The following is a 26,997-nucleotide window of genomic DNA, read 5'->3' on the forward strand; positions in this document are numbered from 1 at the left end:
GGGTGAGCCTTCATAAGAACGTGAACATGATCCTTGTCATGATTCCATTCTTGTAACGTGATATTGTAATTGCACTGAATGTATTCGAATATCTCTTTCAACCTATTCGATATTTCATCACTTATTACTTTTCTCCGATACTTTACGACTAGAATAAGATGATAATGAAGCGAGAACACTGAATGATTATTAGAGTCTAATTCCACATATATCACAGCCTTTTTTATATTACGACTGAACAATTATATTATAGCCTGGGCTAATCCAAAAGGGAAGACCATTGCCATTCATCCCATGACTTTAGAAGTGAGGGAATTTTGACAACTTAGGGTTAAAACATGCAACATGAGGATGTCAAGACTCTAACAGGACTCCAAGAAGGTGAGAGGCTCCGATTTAATGCTTGCCAAGATGTGAATCAGTTTCACGCTGGATCAGGCGCATCAGTTTGCGCTCGGTAGCGGTCTCTGGCGCAGGGGTGTAGACACTGCAACGCAGATCGGAACTACCCTGAACCTGCAACGAGGTCAGATCAAACAACATTTTGCCTGCTTTGGAATGCCTGAATTCGATTAATACGTCCGGGGCACTGCTGACGCTGCTTTGTTTCCAAAGGGTATGAAAATCGGGATGTCTGTTCATCATGTCATCCAGAAATAAATTATACCATTCATCATCAACGTACTGGCCATAGTAAGCACGAAAAATCGCCAGAAATCCGCTAACAAAATCCTCCCAGTTCACCGCGAGCCTGCGAAACTCCTTTCGATCAAATAACAGACTGATCATATTCCGCTGTTCGGGAGCAATCTGTTCAAAATCCATAAAAACATGCCGGGCAGCATCATTCCAGCCGACAATGTAACAACGCCGATCCGAGATCACAGTAGGGCAGTGATGAAGTTCTTGCAAAATTTTCTGCAGGGAAGGGTGAAGTTGAACAGGTTCTTCTTCCGGTGTGGGCAGCTCCGAGTGATGTTCCATGGCGAGCGAAAACAGATACTTTCGTTCATCTGCAGTAAGCCTCAGTGCTGAAGCAATGTTATCCAACACGGAATGGGATACCTGTATATCCCGACCTTGTTCAAGCCAGGTATACCATGTGGTACTCACGCCTGCCAGTTGGGAAACCTCTTCTCTCCTCAGCCCGGGCGTTCTTCTCCGACTTCCAGTGGGTAAACCGACCGATTCGGGAGAAATTTTGGAACGCTGTGTTTTCAGAAAAGTGGACAATGCCTGTAACCTGACATCATAGTTCAATCCATCACCTTCAATCCTCGTTATCATGGTAGTCATTATACTATTATAATTGACAACTTGTAATAGGATATTCAAAAGTGCACTATTAGTGGCAGAGCGTAAGAGCAAGGTAGACAAGAGCGCTGAAGGAGGATGGACATGGAACGAGTCGTGATTACAGGTATGGGAATCATCTCTCCTTTGGGAAATGATGTACATACATTCTGGAATGGATTAATTGAGGGCAGATCAGGTGTATCGCCTTTAGAACATTTTGATACAGCTTCGTACAAGACGAGAATCGCTGGTGTGGTCCGTGATTTTGATGGTGAAGAGCAATTTGGGCGCAAGGAAGCAAGACGCATGGACCGATTCGTTCAATTCGCTGTTGCTGCTGCGGATCAGGCTGTATCGCAATCGGGTCTTGTGATGGATGAATTGGACCGTGAACGGGTAGGTGTATATATTGGTTCAGGCATAGGCGGCATCCAGACATTGATGGAACAAGGCAGGGTCCTGTCTGATCGGGGACCTGCGCGCGTCAGCCCAACACTGGTACCTATGATGATCTCCAATATGGCTGCGGCTATGGTCAGTATGAGATTTGGCTGCTGGGGGCCGACATTGTCGCCAGTAACAGCTTGTTCCATTGGAAATACCGCCATTGGAGAGGCTTTCAGGTTAATTCGTCATGGCGGAGCCGATGTCATTATTGCTGGAGGAACAGAAGCGGCTGTAACCGAGGTGTCGCTGGCAAGCTTCGGTAATGCGACAGCGTTATCAACAAGAAATGAAGCGTCCCAAACAGCAAGTCGTCCATTTGACGCAGGGAGAGACGGTTTTGTCATGGCGGAGGGCGCTGGAATTTTGGTTGTTGAGTCACTATCTCATGCACTGGGAAGAGGAGCGAATATTCTTGCCGAAGTGATTGGTTATGGTGCCAGTTCAGATGCATATCATATGGTAGCTACCCACCCGGAAGGGCGGGGTGCATATCTGGCGATGAAAGCATCACTGAAAGAAGCTCAGATTGGACCTGAAGATATTGATGTGATTAATGCTCATGCCACCAGTACGGAGGCGGGTGATCTGTCTGAGACAAGAGCCATTAAACAACTTTTCGGGACAGGTGCCTATGATATTCCAGTCACAGCGAATAAGTCCATGACGGGACATATGCTTGGTGCAGCAGGTGGTGCGGAGGCGATCTCACTTATTCAAACCCTGCGGCATGGCATCATTCCTCCAACTATCAATCAGGAGCAGAGGGACCCTGAATGTGATCTGGATTATGTACCAAACGAGGCAAGAAGAGCGGATTTGTGGATTGGGATGTCTAATTCATTTGGCTTCGGTGGACATAATGCGGTTATTGTTCTTCAAAAGTATTCATCTTAAGTAAAAAGACAGCCGTAACCAAAGAAACAGCGCTGCCTGATGGGGCAACGCTGTTTCTTTGGTTACTTATGGATCACTCGTAAACACTGTATCTTGGTTACGGCCGAGTGGTTGTACACCTCAGGAAGAGAGGGATGTTGAATCGGCCATGCCTTTGTTGCCCCGATTCAACCAGCTCACACGCCAGCGGGATTGCATGAAGAGAACCAGGAACAGGGAAGCTGCTGCAATCAGGCTAAGAATGACAAAACCTGGTGTATAGGATTGATAGCTGCTGTACAGTTGACCGAGAATCAGTGGCAGTGCATACCCGCCCAATCCGCCAGCGGCACCTACAATACCAGTCATCAGACCAATTTCGTTGCCGAAGCGTTGGGGAACCAGTTGGAACACGGAGCCATTTCCGGCTCCCAGACACATCATACCGAGGAACAACATGACTACCACCACAGGCAGAGGTGGCATGAAGGATACGCCAATTAGCATAATACAGGCTCCTGTGTACAGGAAAGTTAGCATGCGGGTTCCACCAATTTTGTCCGCCAGATAACCCCCGACAGGTCGGAAGAAACTGCCTGCGATTACACAGAAGGTGGTAATGTCTGCGGCTCGAACAGGAGATAGTCCATACTGGGTGTTGAAGAAGATGGTGAGATAGTTACATAATCCAACGAAGCCACCAAAGGTTACACAATAGAAGGCACAGAATACCCAAGCATCTTTTTGTTTAAGCAGACTTCCGTATTGGGACAATTTCTTGGGTTCAGGCCGGTTAGGGCTATTCTTGGCAAAGATAGAAAAGAGGATGAATACAATAGCGATCGGTATAATAGCAAGTCCGAACACAACTTCCCAGCTGCCAAAATGCGTAGCCAAGCGATTGGCAAACAACGTCGCGAGTACGGTTCCGCTGTTACCCGCCCCGGCAATACCCATGGCCAGACCCTGATGCTCTTTGCCATACCATTGGCCTGCCAGAGGTAGCGCAGCAGCAAAGGAGGCGCCTGCGACACCGAGCAAGAGTGCCACCACGTACAGTTGGCTTAAGGAGTCTACCCATAACCAGCCGAGTAATAAGGGAACAAGGGTGACGAGCATCCCGATCTGTGCGGTCAGTTTCGGACCTATATAATCCGACATGAAGCCAAGCACAAGCCGCAGGATGGAGCCGCCAAGAATAGGCAATGCGACCAGATTGGCCTTCTCCAGCGGAGTCATCGGATAGTCCAATGCAATGACAACTGCGAGTGGACCAAGCATCCCCCATATCATAAAACTGATGTCAAAATACATAAACGCCCCGAAGAGGGTGGGCTTATGCCCGCTTTTCCAAAAACTTTTGCTCTCCATCATCCATCATCGCTCCTCATCCAATTGAGATCTTCGTGATTTGTCTATGTGCGTGTTGAGGCAGAAAAAGACCGCAATTCGTCCAGATCTGAACGATTTGCGGCCCCGTTGCCGACAGGCGGTACACGTCATTGTGTTCCCGCATCTGAGTTGATCACAGCACTGTGATTTTGATTCAAATTATAATCAAGAGAAAATGTATATGTCAACAAAAATTACATGTAATTTTAAATAATTCATTTTTTAATGGTTATTCGCATTTTTAATGTTAATTTAGTTGACATTAAATTGAGATTCCCTTAATCTGAATCTAATATGAATCTACACAATGGCGTGTGGATTCCGGAGGCAACGGTGCCCTTTTCCGAATCATGGAGAAGGGATTTTTCTGTTTATTTTCAGGAGTGAGAGAGATAGGGGGCAGCCTATGAGCAGAGGCAAACTGTTGATTATCGGGAATGGCATGGCTGGAGTGAAATGTGTCGAAGAGATCATCGCACTGGAGCCTAATATGTATGAGATTGTAATTTACGGTAATGAACCCCGTCCCAACTACAATCGGATCATGTTATCGAAAGTATTGCAGGGTGAGCATTCGTTACAGGATATCATTATCAATGATTGGACCTGGTATGCCGAGCATCATATACGGCTATGTACAGGTGAAACGGTACACCGCATTGATACCCGTGGAAAATATATCGAGACGGAATCCGGACTAAAAGAAACCTATGATATCCTGATTCTGGCGACAGGGTCTTCACCTTTTATCCCACCGATTCCGGGAATGGATAAAGAGCGGGTCATGTCCTTCCGAACGATTGATGATTGTACGCGCATGTCTGATTATTCCAAAACCTATCGCAAGGCCGCAGTCATTGGTGGCGGATTGCTTGGGCTGGAGGCTGCGCGCGGGTTGCTTCATCTGGGCATGGAAGCTGTGGTGGTCCATAACGCACATCACATTATGAACCGGCAGCTGGATCAGAAGGCTGCCGCGATGCTTCAACAGGTACTTGAAGGGCAGGGTATGTCCTTTCTTTTGGCCAAAAATACGCAGAAAATTACCGGACGATCGCAGGCCCAGGGGCTGCTGTTCACAGATGGCTCCAAGCTTGAAGCTCAGGTTGTCATTGTCGCTGTAGGGATTCGGCCAAATGTGGATCTGGCCAGACGAAGTGGAATCGCCACCAATCGGGCAATTATAGTAGATGACTACATGCGCACCAGTGTACCGGATATATACGCAGTTGGGGAATGTGCTGAGCATCGGGGAATCAGTTATGGTCTGGTCGCCCCCTTATACGAGCAGGGGAAAGTACTCGCACGTACACTCTGTGGACAGGAAACGCCTGAATACAAGGGTTCAATTCCTTACTCACAACTGAAGGTATCGGGAGTTGATGTTTTCTCGGCGGGTGAGATTAGCGGGGAAGACATGCAGACTGCCATTCAACATCTGGATCGCATTCGAGGCACATACAAAAAAGTACTGATGCAGGCTGGCAAAGTGCGCGGCGCCATTTTATTTGGAGATACAGCCGAAGGAACGGCTTTGCTTGGACTGGTGCAACGAGGTGCGGATGTAGCGGAATTGGCTCCGCGTGAAGGGGCCCCGGACCCGGCTGAGATGGCTGCTGCGGCATTACCAGCTCAGGAGACCGTATGTGCCTGTAACAATGTGACCAAGGCTGTCATTATGAAGGCTATTCAGGAACAGGGCCTCGAGACGGCAGATCAGGTGAAGGAGCAGACGAAGGCTTCAGGTTCATGCGGGGGTTGTCGCCCGATGGTGGCTGTGCTGTTGAAACATACACATAATCTGGAAAAAAGCGGCGGTGGCGCAGGGGCTACACCGGATAAACCTGTTTCAATGCCGGTCTGCAGTTGTACGGAGCTTGGGCATGCAGAACTGAAGGAAATGCTGGATGACATCGATGTTCTGGAGACATGGCCACCAGACATATCTTTGATCTTGCAGAAGCTGGGTTGGGGTTCGGAGCATGGCTGCACGGTATGTCGCCCCGTAATTCATTATTACTTACAGGTCTCCGGTGGAACGATGGTTGTTAGAGAGATCGAAGGTCACTCAGAGGTTCAGGTGCGTTGGGATGATCAGATCCCGTTGTCTTCCTATGCGAGGGATGCCAGGGGATTGGCTACACAACTTCGTACAAGTTGGATCGGCGCTGCGATGCCGTCGCCGGTGAATATAGGCGTCGCACCGGGTCCTGGTTCGTTGGTGAGCGCACTGGTGCAAGATATCGGCTTGCTGGCTTCACCGGCTGGATGGGAGATTTACGCAGGCGGTCATGCAGAACATCCGGTCAAACAAGGTGGCTTGCTCGGGGTGGTTGAAACAGAGGTGCAAGCAGCCACACTCGCATCAGCCTGCCTTCAATGGTATCGCCAAACCGCTTGGTATGATGAGCCGTTATGGGCCTGGACGGAGCGTTTGGGATTCATGTCGATTCGGGAAACGCTACTGGATGATCAGTTGCAGAAGGAACTTGCAGCTACGCTTCAAGTTGATATATAGATGAAAGGCGGGGATGGAAGATGGGATTATCCGTAAGTTCAGAACCAATAGCCTCCAAGCTCTATGTTAAGGAAACCCAGTGTCCGTATTGCAGTGTGCAGTGCAAGATGACTGTTGAAGAACTGGCTGCACCTGTTGCGGGCCAGCGTCGTGGTGAGTACACGGTCCAGGGTGTCCCGAATGAAGCCTCTCAGGGCAGACTGTGTGTCAAGGGTATGAATGCTCATCAGCATGCACTTAGTGGACAACGATTAATGCATCCGCTGATTCGTCGCAATGGTGAGCTTGAACCCTGTTCCTGGGAGGAGGCCACTCAGACCATCGCAGAGCGGTTTCAGAACTTGAGGGATTTATACGGAGCAGATACGGTCGGAGTCTACGGAGGCGGATCTTTGACCAATGAGACAGCCTACCTGCTCGGAAAATTTGCCCGGGTTGCATTGGGGACAAAGTATATCGACTATAATGGACGGTTCTGCATGTCAGCTGCGGCTTCAGCTGGCAGTAAAGTGTTTGGGATGGACCGTGGATTGACGTTCCGCCTATCCGATATTCCCAAGGCAGGTTGTATAGTACTCGCAGGTACCAATATTGCAGAATGCCAACCTACCCTTCTGCCATACTTCAATCAAGCGAAGGAGAACGGAGCCTTCATTATCGTTATTGATCCCCGCAAGACGGCAACAGCAGCCATTGCCGATCTTCACTTGCAGGTGAAGCCTGGCATGGATGCTCTGCTGGCAGATACCATGTTGAAGGTGATTATGGATGACGGATTGGTGGACCCTCGTTTCATAGGTGAACGAACTCATGGGTACGAACAATTGATGCAAGAGTTAGCTGATCTGCAGCTCGAACAGGCGGCACAAGCATGTGGGGTGGAGCTGGCCCTGATTCGTCAGGCGGCGATGGCCTATGGTGAGGCAAAGACGGGTATGATCATGACAGCGCGTGGTGTGGAGCAGCAGACGGATGGGCATATGGCCGTCAGGCACTTTCTGAACCTGGTGCTGGCGACTGGCAAAATTGGCCGAGAAGGCTGTGGATATGGTGCCATCACAGGTCAGGGGAACGGGCAGGGCGGACGGGAGCATGGGCAGAAGGCTGACCAGCTGCCGGGCTATCGAGCCATTGAAAATGAAGCCGATCGTGCCTATGTGGCATCCGTCTGGGGCGTGGACCCTGCAAGTTTGCCAGGCAAAGGAGTCTCGGCCTACGAGATGATGGAGAAAGTCCATGATCAGGAGATTCGGGCGTTGCTCGTAATGGGCTCCAACCCGGTCGTATCCAATCCCAATGTGCGTTTGGTGGAAGAAGGTCTGCGCAAGCTGGACTTTCTGATCGTGGCAGATATGTTTCTGTCTGAGACAGCGCGCATGGCTGATCTGGTTCTTCCGGTTACGTCTTATATGGAGAATGAAGGTACACTCACCAATCTGGAGGGGCGTGTTCTACTTCGTGAACAGGGGCGACCTGCGCCAGGAGAAACGCTCGATGATTGGGATATATTATGCCGAATTGCTGCAAAAGTGGGCAAGGCCTCTTACTTTCAATATGACAGTGCTGAGGACATCTTTAATGAGCTTCGTGTGGCGAGTCGCGGTGGAGTGGCTGATTACTATGGTATTACCTATGAACGTTTGCGTAACGAGAAAGGTGTATACTGGCCGTGTTCTGCCCCGGAGGAGCAGGGAGAAGGACTGCTGTTCAGTGAACGATTCGCCCACCCGGATGGCAGAGCGGCATTCACATTTGAATCAAGTCCGGGATGGAATGATGTATCGCCGAAATTCCCCCTAATTCTCACCAATGGGCGTGTGCTGCCTCATTATCTTACAGGGGTGCAGACACATCGCAGTCCGGCACTGGCAGCTCGTGAATTGGAGAACTTTGTCGAACTTCACCCAGTTACCGCTGCCCGTTATCGTATTCACGATGGAGAGTGGGTAGAGATTCAATCGACGTACGGAAGCTTCACGGTTCGTTCGCGCATCAAGGATTCGATTCGAGAGGATACCTTGTTCGTGCCGATGCATTGGGGAGGCATTCAAAATGTGAACCGGGCGACCAGACCAGAATTGGACCCGTTCTGCCGGATGCCTGGGTTCAAGACAGCAGCCGTAACCATTCGACCGTTGCGATTGGTCAGATGATTTATAGAGGTTTCAGAATACAGATTTCCACGTGTCATATGCTACTCTAATGGTAGCAAGCGGCTGCGCAGTCCATATTTATATGAGACTGTGCGGCTTTTTTTGCGTATATGTACGCAAGTAGGCCATAGTTCCGTGGTTCCACGTAAACATGAGGATTGGCTCATGAATATGGTTTGAATTTTAGTTATGATGTTCATTAGGGGTACATATGTACGTATTTTTAATTATATTTTGAGATAGACAGTCATTTCGAGTTTAGGTTATTACGCATTGTGGTATAGATATCGGGGCTTATGGAAGCTTCTTCAAATAGGGCAGGACAGAGGGGGCAAGACAGTGAACGTATGGATAACGGTAAAAAGTCTGGGTAAGCGCAAGCCGGTACTTGCCAAGCAAGCTGCCGAACTTCCGGAAACAACTCATACGCTAAGGCAGCTCATTGAGAATATGGTGGCTCTGCAAGTAAAAGCTCTTCAGGACAAGAACCAACAAGCAGAGTTACTTGCTTACCTGATGCCGGATGAGATTGAGGCTCAGGGAGCGGCGGGGAAAGTCGGATTTGGTGCAGTTTATAACGAGAGTGTTCCTGATCTGAAATTTGCGATGGAGACAGCTATAACCGCCCATGAGGATGGATTGTACAAAGTGTTTCTCAACGAAGAAGAATTGCAGGGGCTGGACGAGTCTCTTGTTGTAAAAGACGGCGATAATGTAGTGTTTATCCGTTTTACAATGCTTGCGGGACGTCTGTGGTAGAGAGCGATCAAGGAGGAGAACAGGATGAATCAGGAAGAGCAAGTTCAGGTGTATATGGATGAATTACAGGAAAAAGCAAAGACGTTAACAGGGGTACAGCTTGAGTTGGCAAACTATGTTGTGGAGATCGCCGGGTCTACGTATTTGCGTGGAGACGAAAAGATGTTTTTGAATACTGATAAGTTGCTTGGAAGACTGGCTGCAGAAACGCAGAAACCACTCTTCCAGCCACTATTGGATGTTCTCCAGCATCTGGCAAGCGAGTCATTGGTTGCACGATTCCGTTATATCGCAGAGCGTGCGACTCGTTTCCCATACAGTAACAACTATGAACGTAGGCCTTTCCGCACGTCCGATCCGAAGCAGCATGTAGAACAGGTTATCCGTAAACTGATGGGATTGTTCCGAATGGAAATGAAGAATTTCTCCCTGAGTGAATATGTTTCACTTCGTGAGTACAAGCTGGATTATCTGCATGAGATCCGTGGGGTCCTAGCGGATTGTATCGCATACGAACTGGATCATCAGGGTGGAGATATGAAGCAGGCACTGCACGATATTATATATGGTGACAATCAGACGGCATTGTTAACCCATGAAATGATCAAAGGCATATTCATGAGCGATCAGGCGGATGCCTATCAGATGGTGGGTGAGCTTCTGGTTGCAGCAAGGTTGCAGGAAGGACTGCGCCAAAGCATTGTGGAGCGGATGGATGAAGGGACACTAGAAGCCTATATTTACATATTAAAAATCATTATCGACAACAACCTGATTCGTTTCAGTTCCGTGGTAAGAGCGCTCGCCGTATGGATGGGGATCGGCATAGAAGCAGCCAACCAGCGTGTTGCCGCACAGTTGATTGAACAGGCCCATGCGGCGCTTGTGCATCCAGAAGTACGCGAGGCCTGGCAGCAGGAAGCAAACGCCAACAAGCTCTTTATCAGCCTGTGGGCGACAGCGGTCATTGAAGAGAATGAATTGAAGAGCAAGATGATTGAGATTATGGATCAAGGTCAGTTATATCAGAAGATTGTTGCCCAATACGTGCTGGCTAACAGCCAGAACAGGGAGCTTCGTTTGCACATTGCACGTCGTTATCTGGAGCCGCAGGATACCGAGTTGATGCACTGGATTGTGACCAACTATGATGCGATGTATATGTACAACTGGAGTTTCGAGAATGGAGAGAATCAGCGTAGCGTGTACGTGTGGCCATTACCTGCGCTTGAAGATAAGGCCTTGCGTCGTCAGGACTTTGATCGGTTCAAACAGATGCTGGCTGCCATTCCAAAAGGCGGGTCAGGTGGACCATCGGGTGTACTTGAGTATGTTCATTACCGGATTGATACGGATGATGTAGTCAAGAAAATGTTATATCTGGCCGCCTATGATATGGACCCGGAATGGATCGGCGAAGTCATTGCAATTAAGGATCGATTAAGCCCGGAACTGCGCGGAGAACTGTTGTCCCAGTTTGTTCAGCATCCGGAGAATGAGGTGCAAAGACAGTTTGTGTTTGAGAGTTTGTCTGATAAAAGTATGAGTAATCGGGAGAGTGCACTCGCCAAGGCAAAGCTGCTCACGTTGACGGTTGAAGAGATGAAACAGATGGAGACGTTGATGAAGCTCAAGACGGGTTCACTTCGTCAGAAGGTCATCCATGTATTGTTACTTCAACCCGTGGACCAATTGACGGTCTCACTGAAGCGACTTTTGCAGGCCAAGAGTGAATTGCAACGACTGGGTGCGCTCGAATTGTTGACCGAGATTGCGGCAGATCCAGAGCGGATAGATCAGCAGGAGCTATTGCAGCCATTGGCGCAGCTGATTGAGACACCCACTGCCAAGGAACAGAAACTGCTGGATAAGTTGACCGATCAGGGGAGTCGTTACACAGCTTCTAATGGATTTGGTTTATTTGATCCGAAGCGACGTGAGCCATTGCTGGATGAGAAGCGTGATCTCAAGGGCCATACTCCGAAAGATATCTTTACACTCTCTCTGGATAAGACCAGACCATTTCTGGAGGAACTTAGTGAATTAGTGCATGAACACAGGGATTATGAGTATGAAGTGGAGTACTACGCTGGCTACAAAGACACATTGTTAGTCGGAGCGAGTCTTCGCTCCAAGGTTCCGTATGGAGAGCGGAATGAAATGAAGCAGATGGAACAGTTTCCGCTTCATGACGTATGGGAGAACTATATTCAACATGCCGGGTTTAGCAGTGTGGAACTGATGCAGTTGTATATGGGTATACAGCTCCGGGATTTCAATGGCAAATTGAGCGACCATTACAGTTACTTCCATGATCAGTATGGCTATGAAGAACTGCAAAAGATTCCGTTACTGGAAGGCTGGCGCAAGACGTTTGCTGAACAGATATATGCTCTGGATGACATCGAAAAACTGCAGCAGATGCTGGATTCGTTACCGTATAAGGACCAGGTAGTGGCACTGATATCGGCGGCATTTCTGGATAGCGATCCGATCGACACGTTTGAAATAGCTGAGAGAACCTGGGCCTCCATCATCGCGAGTATGCCTGCTGATCCACTCGAAAAAGAGTCAGGCATGCTTCATATCCTGACTGGACCTTGGAATTATGTAGTTCGTGGCAAAATCCATGACGATAACAGCTTCAAACGTTTCTTCCAGACAGCTTACCAGTTCACCAGTCTAGTAGAGAGTAGTCAACCGCTGTCTTTACTGTCACTTGAAGATTTCCTGCGTGCGTACCAGTTAAACCTGATTGATGATCAAGAGATATATCGACAGGTTCTGGTCGGTGGGAATCGTCTGTTGTTTATTCGGAACTTAACATCCACTCGTACAGAAGGGATCGCAAATGATCCGAAGCTGATTCACTTACGGGATACGGTCGTTAATCGGATTCTGGAGATTGAGCTGACCCGGGGAGAACTCTCTACAGAAGTAAGCACACTTGCCATGAAACTGGATCGAATTGAAGGCATGGAACACTGGGTACATCTGGTCTCTGCGATGGATCAGGATACATTTGTCCGTGGATATATCTATAGCTATGGAGACAACACAACACGTAAAGAGACGTTTAGTTATCTAATTCAGAATTGTCATCCACGGGATGGAGAAGATGAGAAGCGTCTTGGGGAATTGCTACAGAAGTATCCGGTGAATGAGAAAAAATTGCTGGAAGCAGCCATGTACGCCCCGCAGTGGATGGAGATTGTAGCGAAACATCTGGGATGGGAAGGATTACGCAGTGCAGCTTGGTACTTCCATGCTCATATTAATGAACGCTTTACTGCGGAGAAAGAAACCATCGTGGCCCACTATTCTCCAATCTCACCACAGGACTTTAATGAAGGTGCGTTTGATATCGCTTGGTTTGAAGAAGCCTATGCTGCTGTCGGTGAGGAACGATTCAATCTGTTATACGATTGTGCCAAGTACATTTCCGGGGGATCTAACCACCGCAGATCCCAATTGTTCGCAGATGCTGCACTAGGCAAGCTTCGACTGGACGATATGCGTGAGTCCGTGTCAGACAAGCGAAACAAGGATCATTTGTTAACCTACAGTTTGATTCCATTCGCTGTAAATCGCGAACAGGATCTGCGTGAGCGATACGACTTCATTCAGAAGTTCCTGATGCAGAGCAAACAATTCGGTGCACAACGCCGTGCCAGTGAAGGTGTGGCATCACAGATTGCACTGGGCAACCTTGCTCGTAATGCAGGTTATGCCGATGTTACGCGTCTGATGTGGGACATGGAAGCACGTAAGTTGGATGAGATGAAATCCTTCTTTGAACCTCATGCATTGGATGCTGACACGACAGCGCAATTGGTCATTGATGAGGAAGGCCAACCCGAGATGGTTATCGTTAGCAAAGGCAAGACACTCAAATCTGTACCTGCCCGGTTCAAAAAAGATGGATATATCGCTGAACTGAAAGAGCTCAAATCGGATCTGGTGGATCAGTATCGCCGGGCACGACAGGAGCTGGAACGTTCGATGACTGCTGGAACATCCTTTACACGTCAGGAAATTGCCAGACTGATGCAAAATCCGGTTATATATCCGCTGGTAAGAACACTTGTATTCCAGTCAGGTGACAAGACGGGGAGATTCGATGTATCGTCCAGTGGTTTGGTTGCTCCAGGACCGGAGGGGACGATCCAGGCACTAGCGGAACAGGATCAACTGTTGATTGCTCATCCGCTTCATCTGTATCAGAGCGGAAGCTGGAGTGAATTCCAGCGGGATCTGTTCACCCGCCAGGAGCGTCAGCCGTTCAAGCAGGTATTCCGTGAGCTGTATCTTCCTAACGAGGACGAATTGGCTAATGGTACGGTGTCTCGCCGATACGCCGGGTATCAGATTCAACCGAAAAAAGCAGTAGCGCTGCTTAAAGGACGCCAATGGACTGTCAGTTATGAAGAAGGCCTGCAGAAGGTAAGCTATGAGCATAATCTGATCGCGAATCTCTATGCCATGGCAGATTGGTTCTCACCAGCAGATACCGAGGCACCTACCTTGGAGACGGTGCAGTTCTACGATCGCAAGAGCTACAAACCTGTAGCGCTGCAAGATGTGCCGCTGACGTTCTTCTCCGAAGTCATGCGTGATATCGATCTGGTGGTCAGCGTTGCACATGTGGGAGGCGTAGATCCGGAAGCCAGCCTGACAACAATCGAGATGCGTCACGTCATTGTGAATGAATCGTTGCGTCTGCTGAAGATTGACAATGTACGTCTGGACGGGAATTACGCACGGATTGATGGTGAATTGGGTGAGTATGCTGTTCATCTGGGTAGTGGCAATGTGTTCAAACAAGCCACAGGTGCACTTCATATCATACCGGTACACAGTCAGCATCGGGGTCGAATCTTCCTGCCATTCCTCGATGAAGATCCGAGAACGGCTGAGATTCTGTCCAAGGTGATGCTGCTCGCCGAAGATAAAAAGATTAAGGACCCGCAGATTCTTGCACAGTTACAGAACTAGAAGTGAACGAACTAGAATTGAACCGCCCTATATGAATCATAAAGGCAACTGAGGAACCTGTTAAAAGGGACTTCAGTTGCTTTTATATTTTTGGATATTTCAATGGGCCTGATTGGTTCCGGTTTCAAATAGACCTAGGACCCAGAGCGTCTAATCATATTCCTTAATCTGATAATTAATTGAATTAATTGGTTGAACGGGAGTGGGTCGAACTGACTGTTTTTAAAAGTAAATAATTTGTTCAAAAGTAGTTACGGAATTGTAAATAATTCGTTTTCTTATTCTGTTATCTGAATTATTTATGTAGTGATTCTAAAGCACTAGGCTTGTTCTAATCGGTCATTTACCAAATTTAAGGGGATGTAATTCGTGATCATGTCGGCTATCGTTAGGAAGCGAAATCTGCTGACTTGCTTGCAGGCTGCAGTTTCAGAAGCCATGTGCAGGACGACCTGAATGCTTGAAAGACTGGGATCAAGCCAGTTTGCATTCCCTTGTATACATGTATTCAATATGTGCACAAGAAAAATGATCAAGAGAGAAGGAGAGCTTACAACATGAACAGAAGACTCAATCTGATTTTCCTCAAACGATGGTTTGTGTTATTAATCATCGTGGCGGTTGCGGCTATGCCGCTGCACGCCTTCGCTGCGGAGGTGGAATCCGGGGCCAATCGGCCTTGGATGAACAAATCCTTGTCTGCGGAGGAACGCACTGAGCTGCTGCTCAAGGAGATGACACTGGAGGAGAAAGTTGGATTCGTAACCGGTAAAGTAAATAACTATTATGGTTTCTATAATGATGGATTGGAGCGCCTCGGCATTCCGGCATTACAGATGGCAGATGGACCCGCAGGAGTACGTGTGGCTAATCCGGATGTGCAGGACAAAAAGTCCACGGCATTGCCCGCACCCATCGCGCTTGCGGCTTCCTGGAATACCAATCTGGCCAAGAAATATGGCGATCTGATCGGTCAGGAAGCACATAATACAACACATAATGTAGTTCTCGGCCCAGGGCTGGATATTGCACGCACACCATGGGGTTCCCGGAACTTCGAATCTCTCGGGGAAGATCCGCTACTGGCTTCCGGCATGGGTGCAGCGTATGTAAACGGGATTCAAAGTAATCCGGTTATCGCTACAGCAAAACACTATATCCTGAACAACCAGGAGACGGAACGTTTCACGACCAATGCAACAGCCAGCGAACGTGCGATTCAGGAAGTCTATGCACGTCCGTTCCAAGCGATGGTCGAAAAAGCTGATCTTGGTTCGGCAATGTGTTCATTTAACCAGGTGAACGGTACATACGCTTGTGAGAACAAGGAGATGCTGACCGATGTCCTTCGAGATCAGTTTGGCTTCGAAGGGTTTGTCATGAGTGACTACGGTGCAAACTTCAGCACAGCCAAATCCGCCAATGCGGGTCTGGATCTGGAGACACCTGGAGAGCCGTATGGCAAATGGGGAGAGAAATTGCTGGAAGCCGTGAACAATGGCGAAGTCAGCGAGCAAACCATTGATGAGAAGGTTAGACGTATTTTGCTTCAAATGTTCGATAAAGGGCTGTTCGACAACCCTGTGACCAATACAAAGATCAATGCCAAGGAAGATGGCAAACAGGCACGTGAAATTGCAGAAGAGAGCATGGTTCTCTTGCAAAATAACGAAAATATGCTTCCGCTGTCCAAGAAAAATGTAAAATCCATCGCTGTCATCGGACCGGATGCAGATAACGCATCGGCTGCTGGTGGAGGTAGCAGTCTGGTTAATCCGACGTATACTGTAAGTCCGCTGCAAGGCATTCGTAACCGTGCCGGTAACGGTGTGGATGTAAAATATGCTGCCGGAACCGATCCAATCTCCGCAGGAGATGCATTTAATGGACCATCTGCTGTACCTTCCACTCTTTTATCACCAGGGGATGCTCAGGAAAGTGAAAGAGACTATGGCACAGATCGTGCGGAATACGGTCTGCGTGCTGAATATTGGACGAATAAAGATATGGAGGGTAACCCTTCTCTGGTCCGTACAGATCATCAGGTCAATATGAATCTTGGATTCTACAACTATGAAGGTTTTAACGCACAATCTTCCAAGCTTCCGGTGACACCAACGAAATTCAATGCCAAAATGTCTGCTCGTTGGACAGGGGCGATCACAACACCTCAAACGGGTGAATATAAACTGTCCCTGACCAGTCTCGGTTCTGCGAAACTGTATGTGGATGATGAGTTACTCGTAGACAATCAAGGTGAAACATTGAGTACAACGAAGAAAGAAATCACGTTTAAAGAAGGCGAGTCCCACAATATTCGAATTGAGTATCGTACGGATTTCCCGGTACAGACCAATCATGATATGGGTGCACAGGTTCGTTTTGGCTGGGAAGCTCCAGAAGACGCTGTTGATATCAAAATGCAAAAAGCAGTTGAGCTGGCGAAAAAATCCGATGTTGCCGTCGTGGTAACACGTACGTATGACAGTGAAGGTTACGTAGACCGTTCCGATCTGGAGCTGCCGAATAACCAAGAGCAGCTGATCCGTAAGGTAGCGGCAGCCAATCCGAAAACAATCGTGGTGCAAATGAGTGGTCGTGCTGTTGAAATGGATTCCTGGCAAAAAGAAGTGCCATCCATCGTTCAGGCTTGGTATGCAGGTCAGGAACAAGGTAATGCAGTGGCACGTGTACTGTTCGGTGATGTGAATCCGTCCGGTAAGTTGCCGGTGACGTTCCCATCAGATGATTCCCAGACCCCGGTATCCACTGCGGAACAATTCCCGGGTGTGAATGGGGTGGGCAACTACTCCGAGGGTATCTTTGTAGGGTACAAAGGATATGACAAAGAAGGCATGACACCGGCGTTTGCCTTTGGACACGGGCTGTCGTATACCGATTTTAATTATCGTAATCTGCATGTGAAGAACACAGGTAAAGGCGACAAAGCAACCGTAGAAGTATCCCTCAACCTGCGGAATACAGGTAAAGTTGCCGGTGCAGAAGTTGTACAGGTCTATGTTGGCAATCTGCCAACTAAAGTTGAAACACCAGAGAAACAACTTGCTGGTTGGGCGAAGGTCGATCTGAAGGCAGGCAAGCAGCAACGGGTCAACATTCAACTGGATCGCAGCGCATTGTCCTATTGGGATGAAACATCGCATGAATGGGTAATGCCTAAGGGTAAAGTTCAAGTGTATGTTGGTAGTGCATCCGATGATATTCGTCTGACAGGTAGTGTGAATATCGGAAGCAAGTCCGGTAAATAAAAGAGCAATCTAGGAGATCGATCAAAAGGTTGTTCTCCCAGTGAAGTTATTTGCGTCAAATGCAGTTTGTTCTACTTCATATATATTAGGAAATTGAGTCGTGGCCTAGTGGCCGCGACTTTTTCCACAATGGAAGGAGAGTGAAGCGTAATGTACATAGATTGGCGAGAACTTCCCAAACGATGGATCATTCTGTTAATCGCTGTTTGTTGTGTCGGTGTAGGAATCTGGCTTATCCTCAATCGAAGTGAACAACCCGCTCCGCTAACGGTTGTGGACAAGCAGAGAGCGGCCGAAGTCTGGTTAACCACGGGAGATCAGCAAAATCTGCTTACATCACAGAAGCCCATTCCAATTACAGATCACCATGATGCAGACCCAAGCTCTTCAGTTTCTTCAACGCAGGATTCAGACACGTCTTCATCGGATTTCACCATACAGATTGACCCGAACAAGACGTATCAGACCATGGATGGATTTGGCGCAGCGATGACGGGTTCGTCGGCACATCTGATCAACCAACTTCCAGAGAAAGAACAAGAACAACTACTGAAGAAACTGTTTACGACTGAAGGGCTGAACATGGATATGGTGCGTCATACGATTGGTGCCTCCGATTATTCGGTAGATGAATCAGGTGTGGCTTCAAGTTATACCTATGATGATATCGAGTCTGGCACGGATTATGACATGGAACACTTTTCGATCAATAAAGATCAGAAAATTGTGAACATGCTGGAACATGTAGCTGGTTTGAAACCGGATCTTAAAGTGCTGGGCACACCGTGGACGGCCCCGGCCTGGATGAAGTATGGGGAGAAAACCACTAATGGCTGGTATCTGGATTACAACGATCCCCAGGTGTATGAAGCGTACGCGAGATATTTTGTGAAATATATCAAAGCTTATCAGACAAAGGGCATTCCCATCTACGGGATCACGTTGCAAAATGAACCGGAGTTCACCTCGGATAAATATCCGAGTATGAGTATGGGCGCCGAAGAACAAGCGATGTTCATACGGGATTATCTAGGCCCGGCGCTACAGGATGCGGGGCTGGATACACGAATCATCGCGTATGATCATAACTGGGATCAGGCGGTCGAATATACCAGCAAAGTGCTTGGTGATGAACAGGCTGCTGCTTATATCGATGGATCTGCTTTCCACTGTTATGCAGGTGATTCATCTGCCATGTCGGAAGTGCATGAGCGCTTCCCAGACAAAAATATCTATTTTACCGAATGTAGTGGTGGGGAGTGGAGTCCTGATTTTGGCGAGAATCTGAGCTGGCAGATGTCCAATCTCATCATTGGTGCACCGCGCAACTGGGCGAAGAATGTGCTGCTCTGGAACATCGCACTCGATCCGCAAGGTGGACCCACGAATGGTGGCTGTGAGAACTGTCGTGGAGTTATGACGATTGACCCGGAGAGTAATGAAATCACTAGAAATGTCGAGTATTATGCGTTAGGCCACATCAGCCGTTATGTACGTACGGGAGCCGTAAGAGTTGATTCCACGCAAGAACAGGGCCAGCTCGAGAACGTAGCCTTTCGCAATCCGGATGGAACAATGGTGCTGATTGCAGCTAACACGGGTGAGGATGAAGTTTCCTTTGATGTATTCATGGGCGGAGATTCGTTTCAATATATACTGCCTTCCCAATCGGCAGCAACCTTCCGTTGGAAGTCAAAAACGGGGGTAGAGCGTTGACTTAAGATTGGAAATTATGGGTACAGATTGAATGATGGACATGGTAAAATACACGTAGAGTTATTTCAATTTTGATGTATTAAATAAGTCCGATCTTAGGATCGGGCTTTTACATAACCTTTTATTAGAAAAGGAGCATACGTTGGACATGTTAGTCGTTGCATATCGGGAACAAGATTATGACAGATTGGTCGAGATCTGGGAGAGTGCTGTTCGGGCAACCCATACGTTTTTGGAAGAGCCTCACATTCAGTTCTACAAAAAAGTGGTGAGTGATGTGTTGCAACAAAGACAAGTCGAGGTTTGGGAAGCGCTGAATACGGAGCAACAACCTGTGGGTTTTATTGGTGTGGATGATAACTTTATCGAGATGTTATTTGTAGATCCGAGCCAACACGGACAGGGTCTGGGACGTCTGCTAATAAACCATACTTTCAAAATCAAAGGTTGTCACCTCAAGGTGGATGTCAATGAGCAGAATAGTGGGGCAGCCCGATTCTATGAAAAGATGGGATTTGTAAGGACGGGGCGGTCCGCATTGGATAGTTCCGGTAACCCGTTTCCACTGTTGCATCTGGAGATCCAGTAGGAACAGGCTGAGAGTTATCATTGGTTAAACACGGGATAAATGACTACGACCAGCATGGAGCCATGTGGTTGTGTATCACATGGCTAAGCGTGTGGAGGGCAGGTGGCTTATCCGTGAGCCTGCCCATAGATAAACACCCCGGCAACCTTCTCCTTGAGAAGGTTGCCGGGGTGTTTATGGTTTTGCATACCGAGCAGCCACGGTCGATGGACCGGGCTGGAAGGGAGATCTTTTTTTGCCAAAGATTAATGTGTCTCTTCATCCAGAAACGGTTTGTTCACCGCATAATACATAAAGCCCATCAGCAGCACACCACCCACCAGATTACCCAAAGTCACGGGAACCAGGTTGTGAAGCACACCTTCAAATGAGATCGTCCCCGGGTGGTTCAGCACAAGTGCAATCGCGAATGTACACATATTGGCGATGCTGTGCTCGTATCCCGAGATGAAGAAGCAGAACACAAAGAGCATCATGGCGAACATTTTGGCTCCATTCTCCTTCATGAACATCGGAACAAAAAACGCCATACATACGAGCCAGTTACACAGGATTCCCCGGAAAAAGAGCTGCATGGTCGGGATTTCCATCTTGTGCTCCACCACGCTTAACAGAAACCCATTCACCTGAGACGAGTCGAACAATCCCGTCAGGTAGATTAACAGGGCAAACACGGCCGCACCCATCAGGTTACCGCTATAACTCGCAATCCACAGCTTGATGACTTCAAACCAGCGCAGTTTCTTGCGCAGCGCCGCATACGTGTAATAGAACGTATTGCCTGTGAACAGGTCACCGCCACCGTAGGCGATCAGAATAATAGCCGCGCCAAATGTAATTGCTGCCATCGGATAGGTAAACGGGGACTGCTCCATATAAAAGAAGTTACCTGTCTTAAACGCCACGATGACGCCGAATCCGATAAACATACTGGCAAGCATGGAGCGTGCAAGGTACCTGATTAAACTTTGTTTGTAAATCTTGTGTTTCTTCAGAGCTAGTTGTTCCACATTGCGTAAAGCTTCCGTTTCCATAATTCTCCTCCAATAACATGGTGTCTTGCTTACCATTATAACGAAATTATGGAAATTGGGGAGGGGGAACTTGGTTTATTGATTATTACTTCCTTGATTTGAATGCAGTACCCGTACCCGTACCCGTACCCGTACCCGTTCACCTCCAGAGTTATATTATGGCTTGGGCGGAAGAATGATTGGACGGGAAGCCAAGGCTTCTTCCACAATCTGTTCAGGCGTCAGGTCTCGATCATCCCAGAAAATCAGATTACTGATCTCCGCATGTGGAACCTGCTGTTGTAGCTCCGTCAACATGTCATCCAACTCGGCTTCCGTTCCTTCAGAGTCCATCAGTTTGCGAACCAATTCGACCAAATGTAATGGATTGTCCATATCGATACCTCCTGAATGATTCATAGCGTGAACCAACTAGTCTTTCATGGGCTGATTCAATGGATCATATATAATGAGCACTGGTAAAAATTTGGGCTCAAGCATCAGACTAATGCGTTGTTCGTCTTGATCAGTATAAGAAATGAAATAGTTACCGAAATGAGACTCGTAGATGAAGTCTTGGAATTGAAAGGAATGTTCGGGATACTTTATCTTCACATATAACGTAGTAACTCCTCGGGCTAAGGTTTCTTTTAACACAGGAATTTGGGCCACAATGATAATAACAATAAGAACAATTAGTATACGTTTAGCGAGACGGGTCAGATGGATTCACCCCATTATCGTAAATCAATTCAACAATTCATGAAGGCCCATCTCAAAATAGATGTCACTCCATAAGGATAGCCAGATTACCAAATTGCTCGCCTTTTTCCATACGTTCGAACGCTTTCGCTGCGTCCTGTAACGGATATACGCTATCAATTACAGGATGTATGTCATGTTCCTCCACCCATTGCAGCATCTGGATAAACTCCTCACGGCTGCCCATAGAGGTGCCGATCAGACTGATCTGCGGGAAGAAGATAGAGCGAATTGGTACGGTCAGATCATCCCCCGAGCTTGCACCATACATCACGATACGTCCACCTGGTCTGATTATATCAAAATATTTCGGGAACATGGCTTGTCCGATGCTATCCAAGATGATGTCCACAGGTTCCAGATCGTTCTGTGTACTCCAATCGGCATGACTATCCAATGCATGGGTAGCACCCAAGCGCAGTGCCTCATTTCTTTTGGCTTCACTTCTGGAAGTGACAGTCACCTTGGCACCAGCGGCTACCGCCATGAGCAGAGCATAGGTTGCAACACCACCGCCAATACCGGGAATGAGCACATGTTCACCTTTCTTCAATACACCGCGAGTAAATAAGGCGCGATAGGCCGTCAGCGCTGAAAGGGACAGCACGCCAGCTTCCTCCCAGGATAGGTGGACTGGTTTAGGCAGGGCATTTTCAGCAGGTAACGTTATATATTGCGCGAGCGTTCCATCCGTAGGACCACCAACAATATCGGGTACGGTCGGCACTTCAGATGCATGTTCCCAACCGAGCGTAGGATGGATAATGACTTCATCTCCTATCGCGAACCCTCTTACGCTTTCGCCAATCGCTACGATAATACCTGCTCCATCGGAACCGGGAACGAGTGGGATGTCCTGAGGGCCGCGTCCTGCCATGATAAATAGATCCCGATGGTTGATACCAGCGGATTTTAATTGAATCTGCACTTCCCCGGCTTCTGGTGCCCGAGAGATTGACTCTGTATATTGAAGACCAGCAAGGCCGCTCTGGGCCGAATGTACGATAGATTTCATATTTAATATTCCTCCTGTCTGTGTAGCCAGATTTCACTACTGAGCCTCATTGTACAGACGGAGCAGATTCACGTAAAATGAACAAAAATGATGGTCAGTATCATTGAAAATAATAGATAAGCACTTTGCATGAATCGGATGATGCAGAATGCCGATATAACGACGAGCAGGTGATCAGGGTATGGATGCAGGTGATTTGAAAATATTTCAGGCGGTTGCCCGCGAAGGTAGTATCAGTAAAGCTGCACTCGCACTTAATTATGTGCAGTCCAATGTAACAGCACGGATTAAACAGTTGGAGACTCAACTGCAAGTACCGCTATTTCATCGTTCCAATCGGGGGATGTCGCTTACACCAGCAGGAGAGAACCTGCTTGGATATGCGGATAGAATATTGGAATTATTATATGAAGCAGAGCAGGCCACGCAAGTGGGTAACCCACCAGCTGGCATGCTTCGTCTGGGTGCCATAGAGACAGCAGCTTCCACTTTCCTCACGCCGCTCTTGGCTGAATACAGTTCATGCTACCCGGAAGTACAGCATTCACTTGTCACGGGTGGGACTCATGAACTGAACCAGAAGGTCATCCAACATGAATTGCATGGAGCCTTAATATATGGCCCGATTGATCATCCTGAGCTGAACTATATGAAGATGTATGACGAGGAATTGGTGTTGATCGCTGAACCTGGAGCGCATGAGATGTACACGTTATTGTCCAGGCCGATGTTGTTTTTTGAGATCGGATGCACACATCGTGATCAGGCGGAATCCTTTTTGAAAGATCAGGGTATCCACACGCTTAACATCATGGAATATGGAACACTGGACACGATTCTGAATGGGGTATCTGCCGGGCTCGGCGTATCATTGCTGCCACGTTCTTCGGTTACCAAAGCAGAATTAAGAGGTGAGATCGCGGTGATGTCTCTGCCTGATCCCTATTGCCGGTTGGAAGTAGGATTTGTGTATTCCCGTGGTGAACATATATCTAGTGCGCTCAGCGCTTTGGTACAGATCATTACAGAACCAGAACTATAAAGGAGTGAGTGATATTGAAAGAAACTGCGTTAACGTTGGCTGATGCCTTTAATCAGGCAGATTTTATTGTAGGCGGTCACGGCAGTCGCCAAGTGAAGGTACTTCAGAATGTACTGGACCAGATTGATGGGGAGTTGTTCAGTGACCACTACGGCAACGGCCCCATCATTGAAGAATTTCAGCAACAGATGGTTGACGTTCTCGGCAAGGAATCGGCGGTGTTTTTTCCAAGCGGAACGATGGCACAGCAGATTGCATTACGGATCTGGTGTGACCGCAAAGGTGTAAAACGTGTAGCTTATCACCCTCTGTGTCATCTTGAAATCCATGAGGAAGAGGGACTAAAAGAGTTACACCAGATTGAATCGATTTTACTTGCGGACAAGGACCGATTGATTCGTTTGGAAGATGTTCAAGCGCTTGATCAGGACATTGCTTGTCTGCTGTTGGAACTGCCACAACGTGAGATTGGTGGGCAATTGCCAGCGTATGAAGAACTGGAAGCGATCTCGGCCTATTGCCGTGAACGCGGGATTAAGCTGCATCTGGACGGGGCACGCCTGTTTGAGATCACTCCCTATTATCAGAAGACACCTGCGGAGATCTGCAGTTTGTTTGATAGCGTGTATGTTTCCTTTTACAAAGGCATTGGAGGTATTGCGGGGGCCATATTGGCCGGAGACACGGATGTGATGCAAGAGTCGAAAGTATGGAAACGGCGGCACGGCGGAGATCTGATCGGCCTGTATCCGTATATTCTGAGTTCCCAGTATTATTTCAATGAACGGATTGGCAAAATGGAGCTTTATTATGAGCAGGCTCAAGAACTCGCCTTCCTACTGAATGCGTGTCACGGGATACAAACATTACCCGAGTTGCCTGTATCCAATATGTTCCATGTGCACTTTGCGCTCGCTGCCGCCGAAGTTGAACCAATTCTTGTGCAAATGGCTCAGCAGTATGGCATAGGAATGACTTCATATCTGAACAAAACAAATGGGAACAGCTGTGCCTTTGAATTGTCTACGGGTGATCGTTATGAGAAAGTTCCCCAGGATAAGCTGCGTGCAGCACTGGAATGGCTGGATGAAGAGTTGCGTAAACAGGTGGGATAAAAAGTTTATTTTAAGGGTCGACTCTGTTTTGGTAGAGCATTTTGCTATAGTGCCTTGGCTGAGTCGGCAATCTGGGTTCAGGAACAGATGAATTAACAGGGTAGACGGAAGGATGCGCAATCGGCTTATGGATATCCGAAAGTTAAGATACTTTATCACCGTGGCAGAAGAACTTCATTTCCACCGTGCAGCGGAAAAATTAAATATGACGCAACCACCGCTGAGCCAGCAGATTCAGAATTTAGAGGATGAGCTTGGTGTGAAGCTGTTGGAGCGCACCAGAAAAATGGTTCGTCTCACCCCGGCAGGTGCCGTATTTCTGGAACAGGCCAGACTGATCATGGCCCAGCTCGAACGATCCGTTCAGCTTACGAAAAAGGCAGATCAAGGCATCATCGGGCATATAACCGTAGCCTTTGTGGATTCGGCTTCGGGGAGCATTATGGTGGATGTCCTTAGGAAATTTCGCGCTGCGTACCCGCAGATTGAATTGACATTACGTGAGATGACTTCGTCCCAACAATTACAGGCACTGGAAGACGGACAGATCCATATCGGATTTCTGCGGTATCAGGAAGAGACTCGTCATGTCTCGTTCCGCCCCTGCCAGATGGAAACGTTGATTGCTGTATTGCCAGATCATCACCCGTTGGCTTCTCAGGCTCAAGTTTCAATTCGAGAACTGGCGGATGAAGATTTTATTTTATTCCCAAGGCATCTGGGTTCTCCGTTCCATCGACTGGTTCTGGATTATTGCAGATCACATGGCGTAGATCCTCGAATTACACAGGAAGCAGTCCAGATGTATACGATTGTGAATCTCGTTGCGGCGGGCATGGGCATTTCCATTGTTCCCTCTTCGGTGGATGTTTTCCAGCGAAAGGGTGTGGTCTTTCTTCCATTACAAGAAAATCCGCCCTCCGTACCGTTGTACACGGCATGGCGGACGGATATGAATCAGGAAGTAATATCCCGCTTTATGAACTTTGTTGATGAATGTGTTTAACCCGTCTTGGCTGGATTACGCTCAATCCATGGATTCAATATTTCGTCGATGCGAGTCATGATCTCAGGGTCTAGTTTCACACCGGAGGCTTTTACATTTTCCACTACCTGCTCCGGCCGGGATGCACCGATAATGACGGAACTGACATACGAATGCTGTAGAACCCACGCCACAGCGAGTTGGGGGAGAGTTAGACCAATCTCTTTAGCGAGTGGAACAAGCTGCTGCACAGCAGTAAGAACATCTTCACATAACCACTGACCAGCCAGTTTATTGAAAAAGGGTGCTCCTGCCTCAGCAGCTGCGCGTGATCCGGTGGGTAATGCTGCGTTAGGCGCATATTTGCCTGATAGTATACCCTGAGCCAGAGGAGACCATGTAATCTGTCCAAGTCCTGCTTGGTCGCTTGCAGGCACCACTTCTTGCTCAATCACACGCCACAACATCGAATATTGGGGCTGACTTGCAATGAAGGGTACATGAAGTTCCCGTGCCAAAGCGGCTCCTCGTGCAATCTGATCCGCGTTCCATTCACTTACGCCAATGTAGTGGACTTTGCCCTGACGCACCAGATCGGAGAATGCCAGAAACGTCTCTTCCAGCGGCGTGTTGTAATCATAACGGTGAGCGTAATAGACATCGATATAATCAGTCTGTAGCCGCCGTAATGAACCATTGCAGGCTTCCATGATGTGTTTACGTGAAAGTCCGCGGTCATTATGACCTGTGCCGGTTGGGTGACAGACTTTGGTGCACAGTTCAATACTCTCTCTTCGTATATCCTTAAGTGCCTGTCCCAGTACGGTTTCTGCCTTGGTATTGGAGTACACGTCTGCGGTATCAAATGTGGTAATACCTTCCTCCAATGCGGTTCGCACACAAGCTTCTGCTATTCCATCCTCGACTTGCGCTCCATGCGTAATCCAGTTGCCGAGTGAAATCTCACTGACGGTTAATCCACTGTTTCCTAATTTGCGATATTCCATTCATGTCGCCTCCCTAAGTCATCTGGACTCCATTGTAACAATGGCAGATTA

The 26,997-nt window shown here is 48.0% G+C and carries 18 protein-coding genes; 11 read left to right on the plus strand and 7 right to left on the minus strand.

Translation table 11 applies throughout. The features are described from left to right. Both tnpA and J7E78_RS07015 read right to left on the minus strand, forming a co-directional pair. A partial coding sequence (gene tnpA, locus J7E78_RS07010) for an IS200/IS605 family transposase (protein WP_215075571.1) occupies window positions 1-206 on the minus strand: 206 nt, incomplete at its 3' end. Window positions 207-396: 190 nt separating this feature from the next. Continuing rightward, window positions 397-1,260: a helix-turn-helix transcriptional regulator gene (locus J7E78_RS07015; RefSeq protein ID WP_215075572.1), complete on the minus strand. Its 864-nt coding sequence runs from the start codon at window positions 1,258-1,260 to the stop codon at window positions 397-399. 138 nt (window positions 1,261-1,398) lie between these two features. Here J7E78_RS07015 and fabF point away from each other — a divergent pair, with 138 nt between their 5' ends. Continuing rightward, complete coding sequence (gene fabF / locus J7E78_RS07020; protein ID WP_215075573.1) at window positions 1,399-2,637, plus strand: beta-ketoacyl-ACP synthase II; 1,239 nt, start codon at window positions 1,399-1,401, stop codon at window positions 2,635-2,637. Window positions 2,638-2,757: 120 nt separating this feature from the next. Here fabF and J7E78_RS07025 read toward each other — a convergent pair whose 3' ends face one another. Continuing rightward, window positions 2,758-3,987, minus strand: a complete 1,230-nt coding sequence (locus J7E78_RS07025; RefSeq protein WP_215075636.1) for a nitrate/nitrite transporter — start codon at window positions 3,985-3,987, stop codon at window positions 2,758-2,760. Between the two features lie 427 nt (window positions 3,988-4,414). On the opposite strand from J7E78_RS07025, the gene nirB reads away from it, so the two are divergent. The 7 genes from nirB (at window position 4,415) to J7E78_RS07060 (ending at window position 20,007) form a co-directional block, all read left to right on the plus strand. Next, complete coding sequence (nirB, locus tag J7E78_RS07030) at window positions 4,415-6,526, plus strand: nitrite reductase large subunit NirB (RefSeq protein ID WP_215075574.1); 2,112 nt, start codon at window positions 4,415-4,417, stop codon at window positions 6,524-6,526. 20 nt (window positions 6,527-6,546) lie between these two features. After that, window positions 6,547-8,679, plus strand: a complete 2,133-nt coding sequence (gene nasC, locus J7E78_RS07035; RefSeq protein ID WP_215075575.1) for an assimilatory nitrate reductase catalytic subunit NasC — start codon at window positions 6,547-6,549, stop codon at window positions 8,677-8,679. Between the two features lie 339 nt (window positions 8,680-9,018). Continuing rightward, the gene (locus J7E78_RS07040) at window positions 9,019-9,438 is read left to right on the plus strand and encodes a hypothetical protein (protein ID WP_215075576.1); all 420 of its coding nucleotides are present in this window, start codon (window positions 9,019-9,021) and stop codon (window positions 9,436-9,438) included. Between the two features lie 24 nt (window positions 9,439-9,462). Further along, complete coding sequence (locus J7E78_RS07045) at window positions 9,463-14,433, plus strand: DUF4132 domain-containing protein (RefSeq protein ID WP_215075577.1); 4,971 nt, start codon at window positions 9,463-9,465, stop codon at window positions 14,431-14,433. A gap of 557 nt (window positions 14,434-14,990) precedes the next feature. Continuing rightward, complete coding sequence (locus J7E78_RS07050; RefSeq protein ID WP_215075578.1) at window positions 14,991-17,702, plus strand: beta-glucosidase; 2,712 nt, start codon at window positions 14,991-14,993, stop codon at window positions 17,700-17,702. A 150-nt stretch (window positions 17,703-17,852) separates the two neighbouring features. Continuing rightward, window positions 17,853-19,418, plus strand: coding sequence for a glycoside hydrolase family 30 protein (locus J7E78_RS07055; RefSeq protein WP_215075579.1), 1,566 nt, complete (start codon window positions 17,853-17,855; stop codon window positions 19,416-19,418). Between the two features lie 148 nt (window positions 19,419-19,566). Beyond that, window positions 19,567-20,007, plus strand: a complete 441-nt coding sequence (locus J7E78_RS07060) for an acetyltransferase (protein WP_397330473.1) — start codon at window positions 19,567-19,569, stop codon at window positions 20,005-20,007. A 245-nt stretch (window positions 20,008-20,252) separates the two neighbouring features. On the opposite strand, the gene J7E78_RS07065 is transcribed toward J7E78_RS07060, so the two are convergent. The 3 genes from J7E78_RS07065 to J7E78_RS07075 form a co-directional block, all read right to left on the minus strand. Then, window positions 20,253-21,041, minus strand: a complete 789-nt coding sequence (locus J7E78_RS07065) for a formate/nitrite transporter family protein (RefSeq protein ID WP_215075581.1) — start codon at window positions 21,039-21,041, stop codon at window positions 20,253-20,255. Between the two features lie 156 nt (window positions 21,042-21,197). Further along, window positions 21,198-21,416 carry a bacteriocin immunity protein gene (locus J7E78_RS07070; protein WP_215075582.1) on the minus strand — a complete coding sequence of 73 codons (219 nt, stop codon included), beginning with the start codon at window positions 21,414-21,416 and terminating at the stop codon, window positions 21,198-21,200. A gap of 391 nt (window positions 21,417-21,807) precedes the next feature. After that, on the minus strand, window positions 21,808-22,797 hold the full coding sequence (locus J7E78_RS07075) for a quinone oxidoreductase family protein (protein ID WP_215075583.1): 990 nt from the start codon (window positions 22,795-22,797) through the stop codon (window positions 21,808-21,810). A 181-nt stretch (window positions 22,798-22,978) separates the two neighbouring features. Between J7E78_RS07075 and J7E78_RS07080 the strand changes: the two genes are divergently transcribed. The 3 genes from J7E78_RS07080 to J7E78_RS07090 all read left to right on the plus strand — a co-directional run bounded on the left by J7E78_RS07080 (window position 22,979) and on the right by J7E78_RS07090 (window position 25,960). Next, window positions 22,979-23,839 (plus strand): LysR family transcriptional regulator, encoded by an 861-nt coding sequence (locus tag J7E78_RS07080; protein ID WP_215075584.1) that lies wholly within the window; start codon window positions 22,979-22,981, stop codon window positions 23,837-23,839. Between the two features lie 14 nt (window positions 23,840-23,853). Further along, entirely contained in the window at window positions 23,854-24,954 is a 1,101-nt protein-coding gene (locus J7E78_RS07085; protein ID WP_215075585.1) for a threonine aldolase family protein, read from the plus strand. A gap of 127 nt (window positions 24,955-25,081) precedes the next feature. Next, window positions 25,082-25,960, plus strand: coding sequence for a LysR family transcriptional regulator (locus J7E78_RS07090; RefSeq protein WP_215075586.1), 879 nt, complete (start codon window positions 25,082-25,084; stop codon window positions 25,958-25,960). On the opposite strand, the gene J7E78_RS07095 is transcribed toward J7E78_RS07090, so the two are convergent. Continuing rightward, on the minus strand, window positions 25,957-26,946 hold the full coding sequence (locus tag J7E78_RS07095; protein ID WP_215075587.1) for an aldo/keto reductase family protein: 990 nt from the start codon (window positions 26,944-26,946) through the stop codon (window positions 25,957-25,959). The genes J7E78_RS07090 and J7E78_RS07095 overlap by 4 nt on opposite strands. Window positions 26,947-26,997 lie beyond the last annotated feature (51 nt).

This window comes from Paenibacillus polymyxa, assembly GCF_018614975.1.
Lineage (GTDB): Bacteria > Bacillota > Bacilli > Paenibacillales > Paenibacillaceae > Paenibacillus > Paenibacillus polymyxa_E.

Coding starts and splice junctions, on each gene's coding strand:
- J7E78_RS07075 (WP_215075583.1), bottom strand. CDS start 22,797: ATGAAATCTATCGTACATTCGGCCCAGAGCGGCCTTGCTGGTCTTCAA.
- fabF (WP_215075573.1), top strand. CDS start 1,399: ATGGAACGAGTCGTGATTACAGGTATGGGAATCATCTCTCCTTTGGGA.
- J7E78_RS07070 (WP_215075582.1), bottom strand. CDS start 21,416: ATGGACAATCCATTACATTTGGTCGAATTGGTTCGCAAACTGATGGAC.
- J7E78_RS07080 (WP_215075584.1), top strand. CDS start 22,979: ATGGATGCAGGTGATTTGAAAATATTTCAGGCGGTTGCCCGCGAAGGT.
- J7E78_RS07065 (WP_215075581.1), bottom strand. CDS start 21,041: ATGGAAACGGAAGCTTTACGCAATGTGGAACAACTAGCTCTGAAGAAA.
- J7E78_RS07050 (WP_215075578.1), top strand. CDS start 14,991: ATGAACAGAAGACTCAATCTGATTTTCCTCAAACGATGGTTTGTGTTA.
- nirB (WP_215075574.1), top strand. CDS start 4,415: ATGAGCAGAGGCAAACTGTTGATTATCGGGAATGGCATGGCTGGAGTG.
- J7E78_RS07095 (WP_215075587.1), bottom strand. CDS start 26,946: ATGGAATATCGCAAATTAGGAAACAGTGGATTAACCGTCAGTGAGATT.
- J7E78_RS07060 (WP_397330473.1), top strand. CDS start 19,567: ATGTTAGTCGTTGCATATCGGGAACAAGATTATGACAGATTGGTCGAG.
- J7E78_RS07090 (WP_215075586.1), top strand. CDS start 25,082: ATGGATATCCGAAAGTTAAGATACTTTATCACCGTGGCAGAAGAACTT.
- J7E78_RS07045 (WP_215075577.1), top strand. CDS start 9,463: ATGAATCAGGAAGAGCAAGTTCAGGTGTATATGGATGAATTACAGGAA.
- nasC (WP_215075575.1), top strand. CDS start 6,547: ATGGGATTATCCGTAAGTTCAGAACCAATAGCCTCCAAGCTCTATGTT.
- J7E78_RS07055 (WP_215075579.1), top strand. CDS start 17,853: ATGTACATAGATTGGCGAGAACTTCCCAAACGATGGATCATTCTGTTA.
- J7E78_RS07025 (WP_215075636.1), bottom strand. CDS start 3,987: ATGGAGAGCAAAAGTTTTTGGAAAAGCGGGCATAAGCCCACCCTCTTC.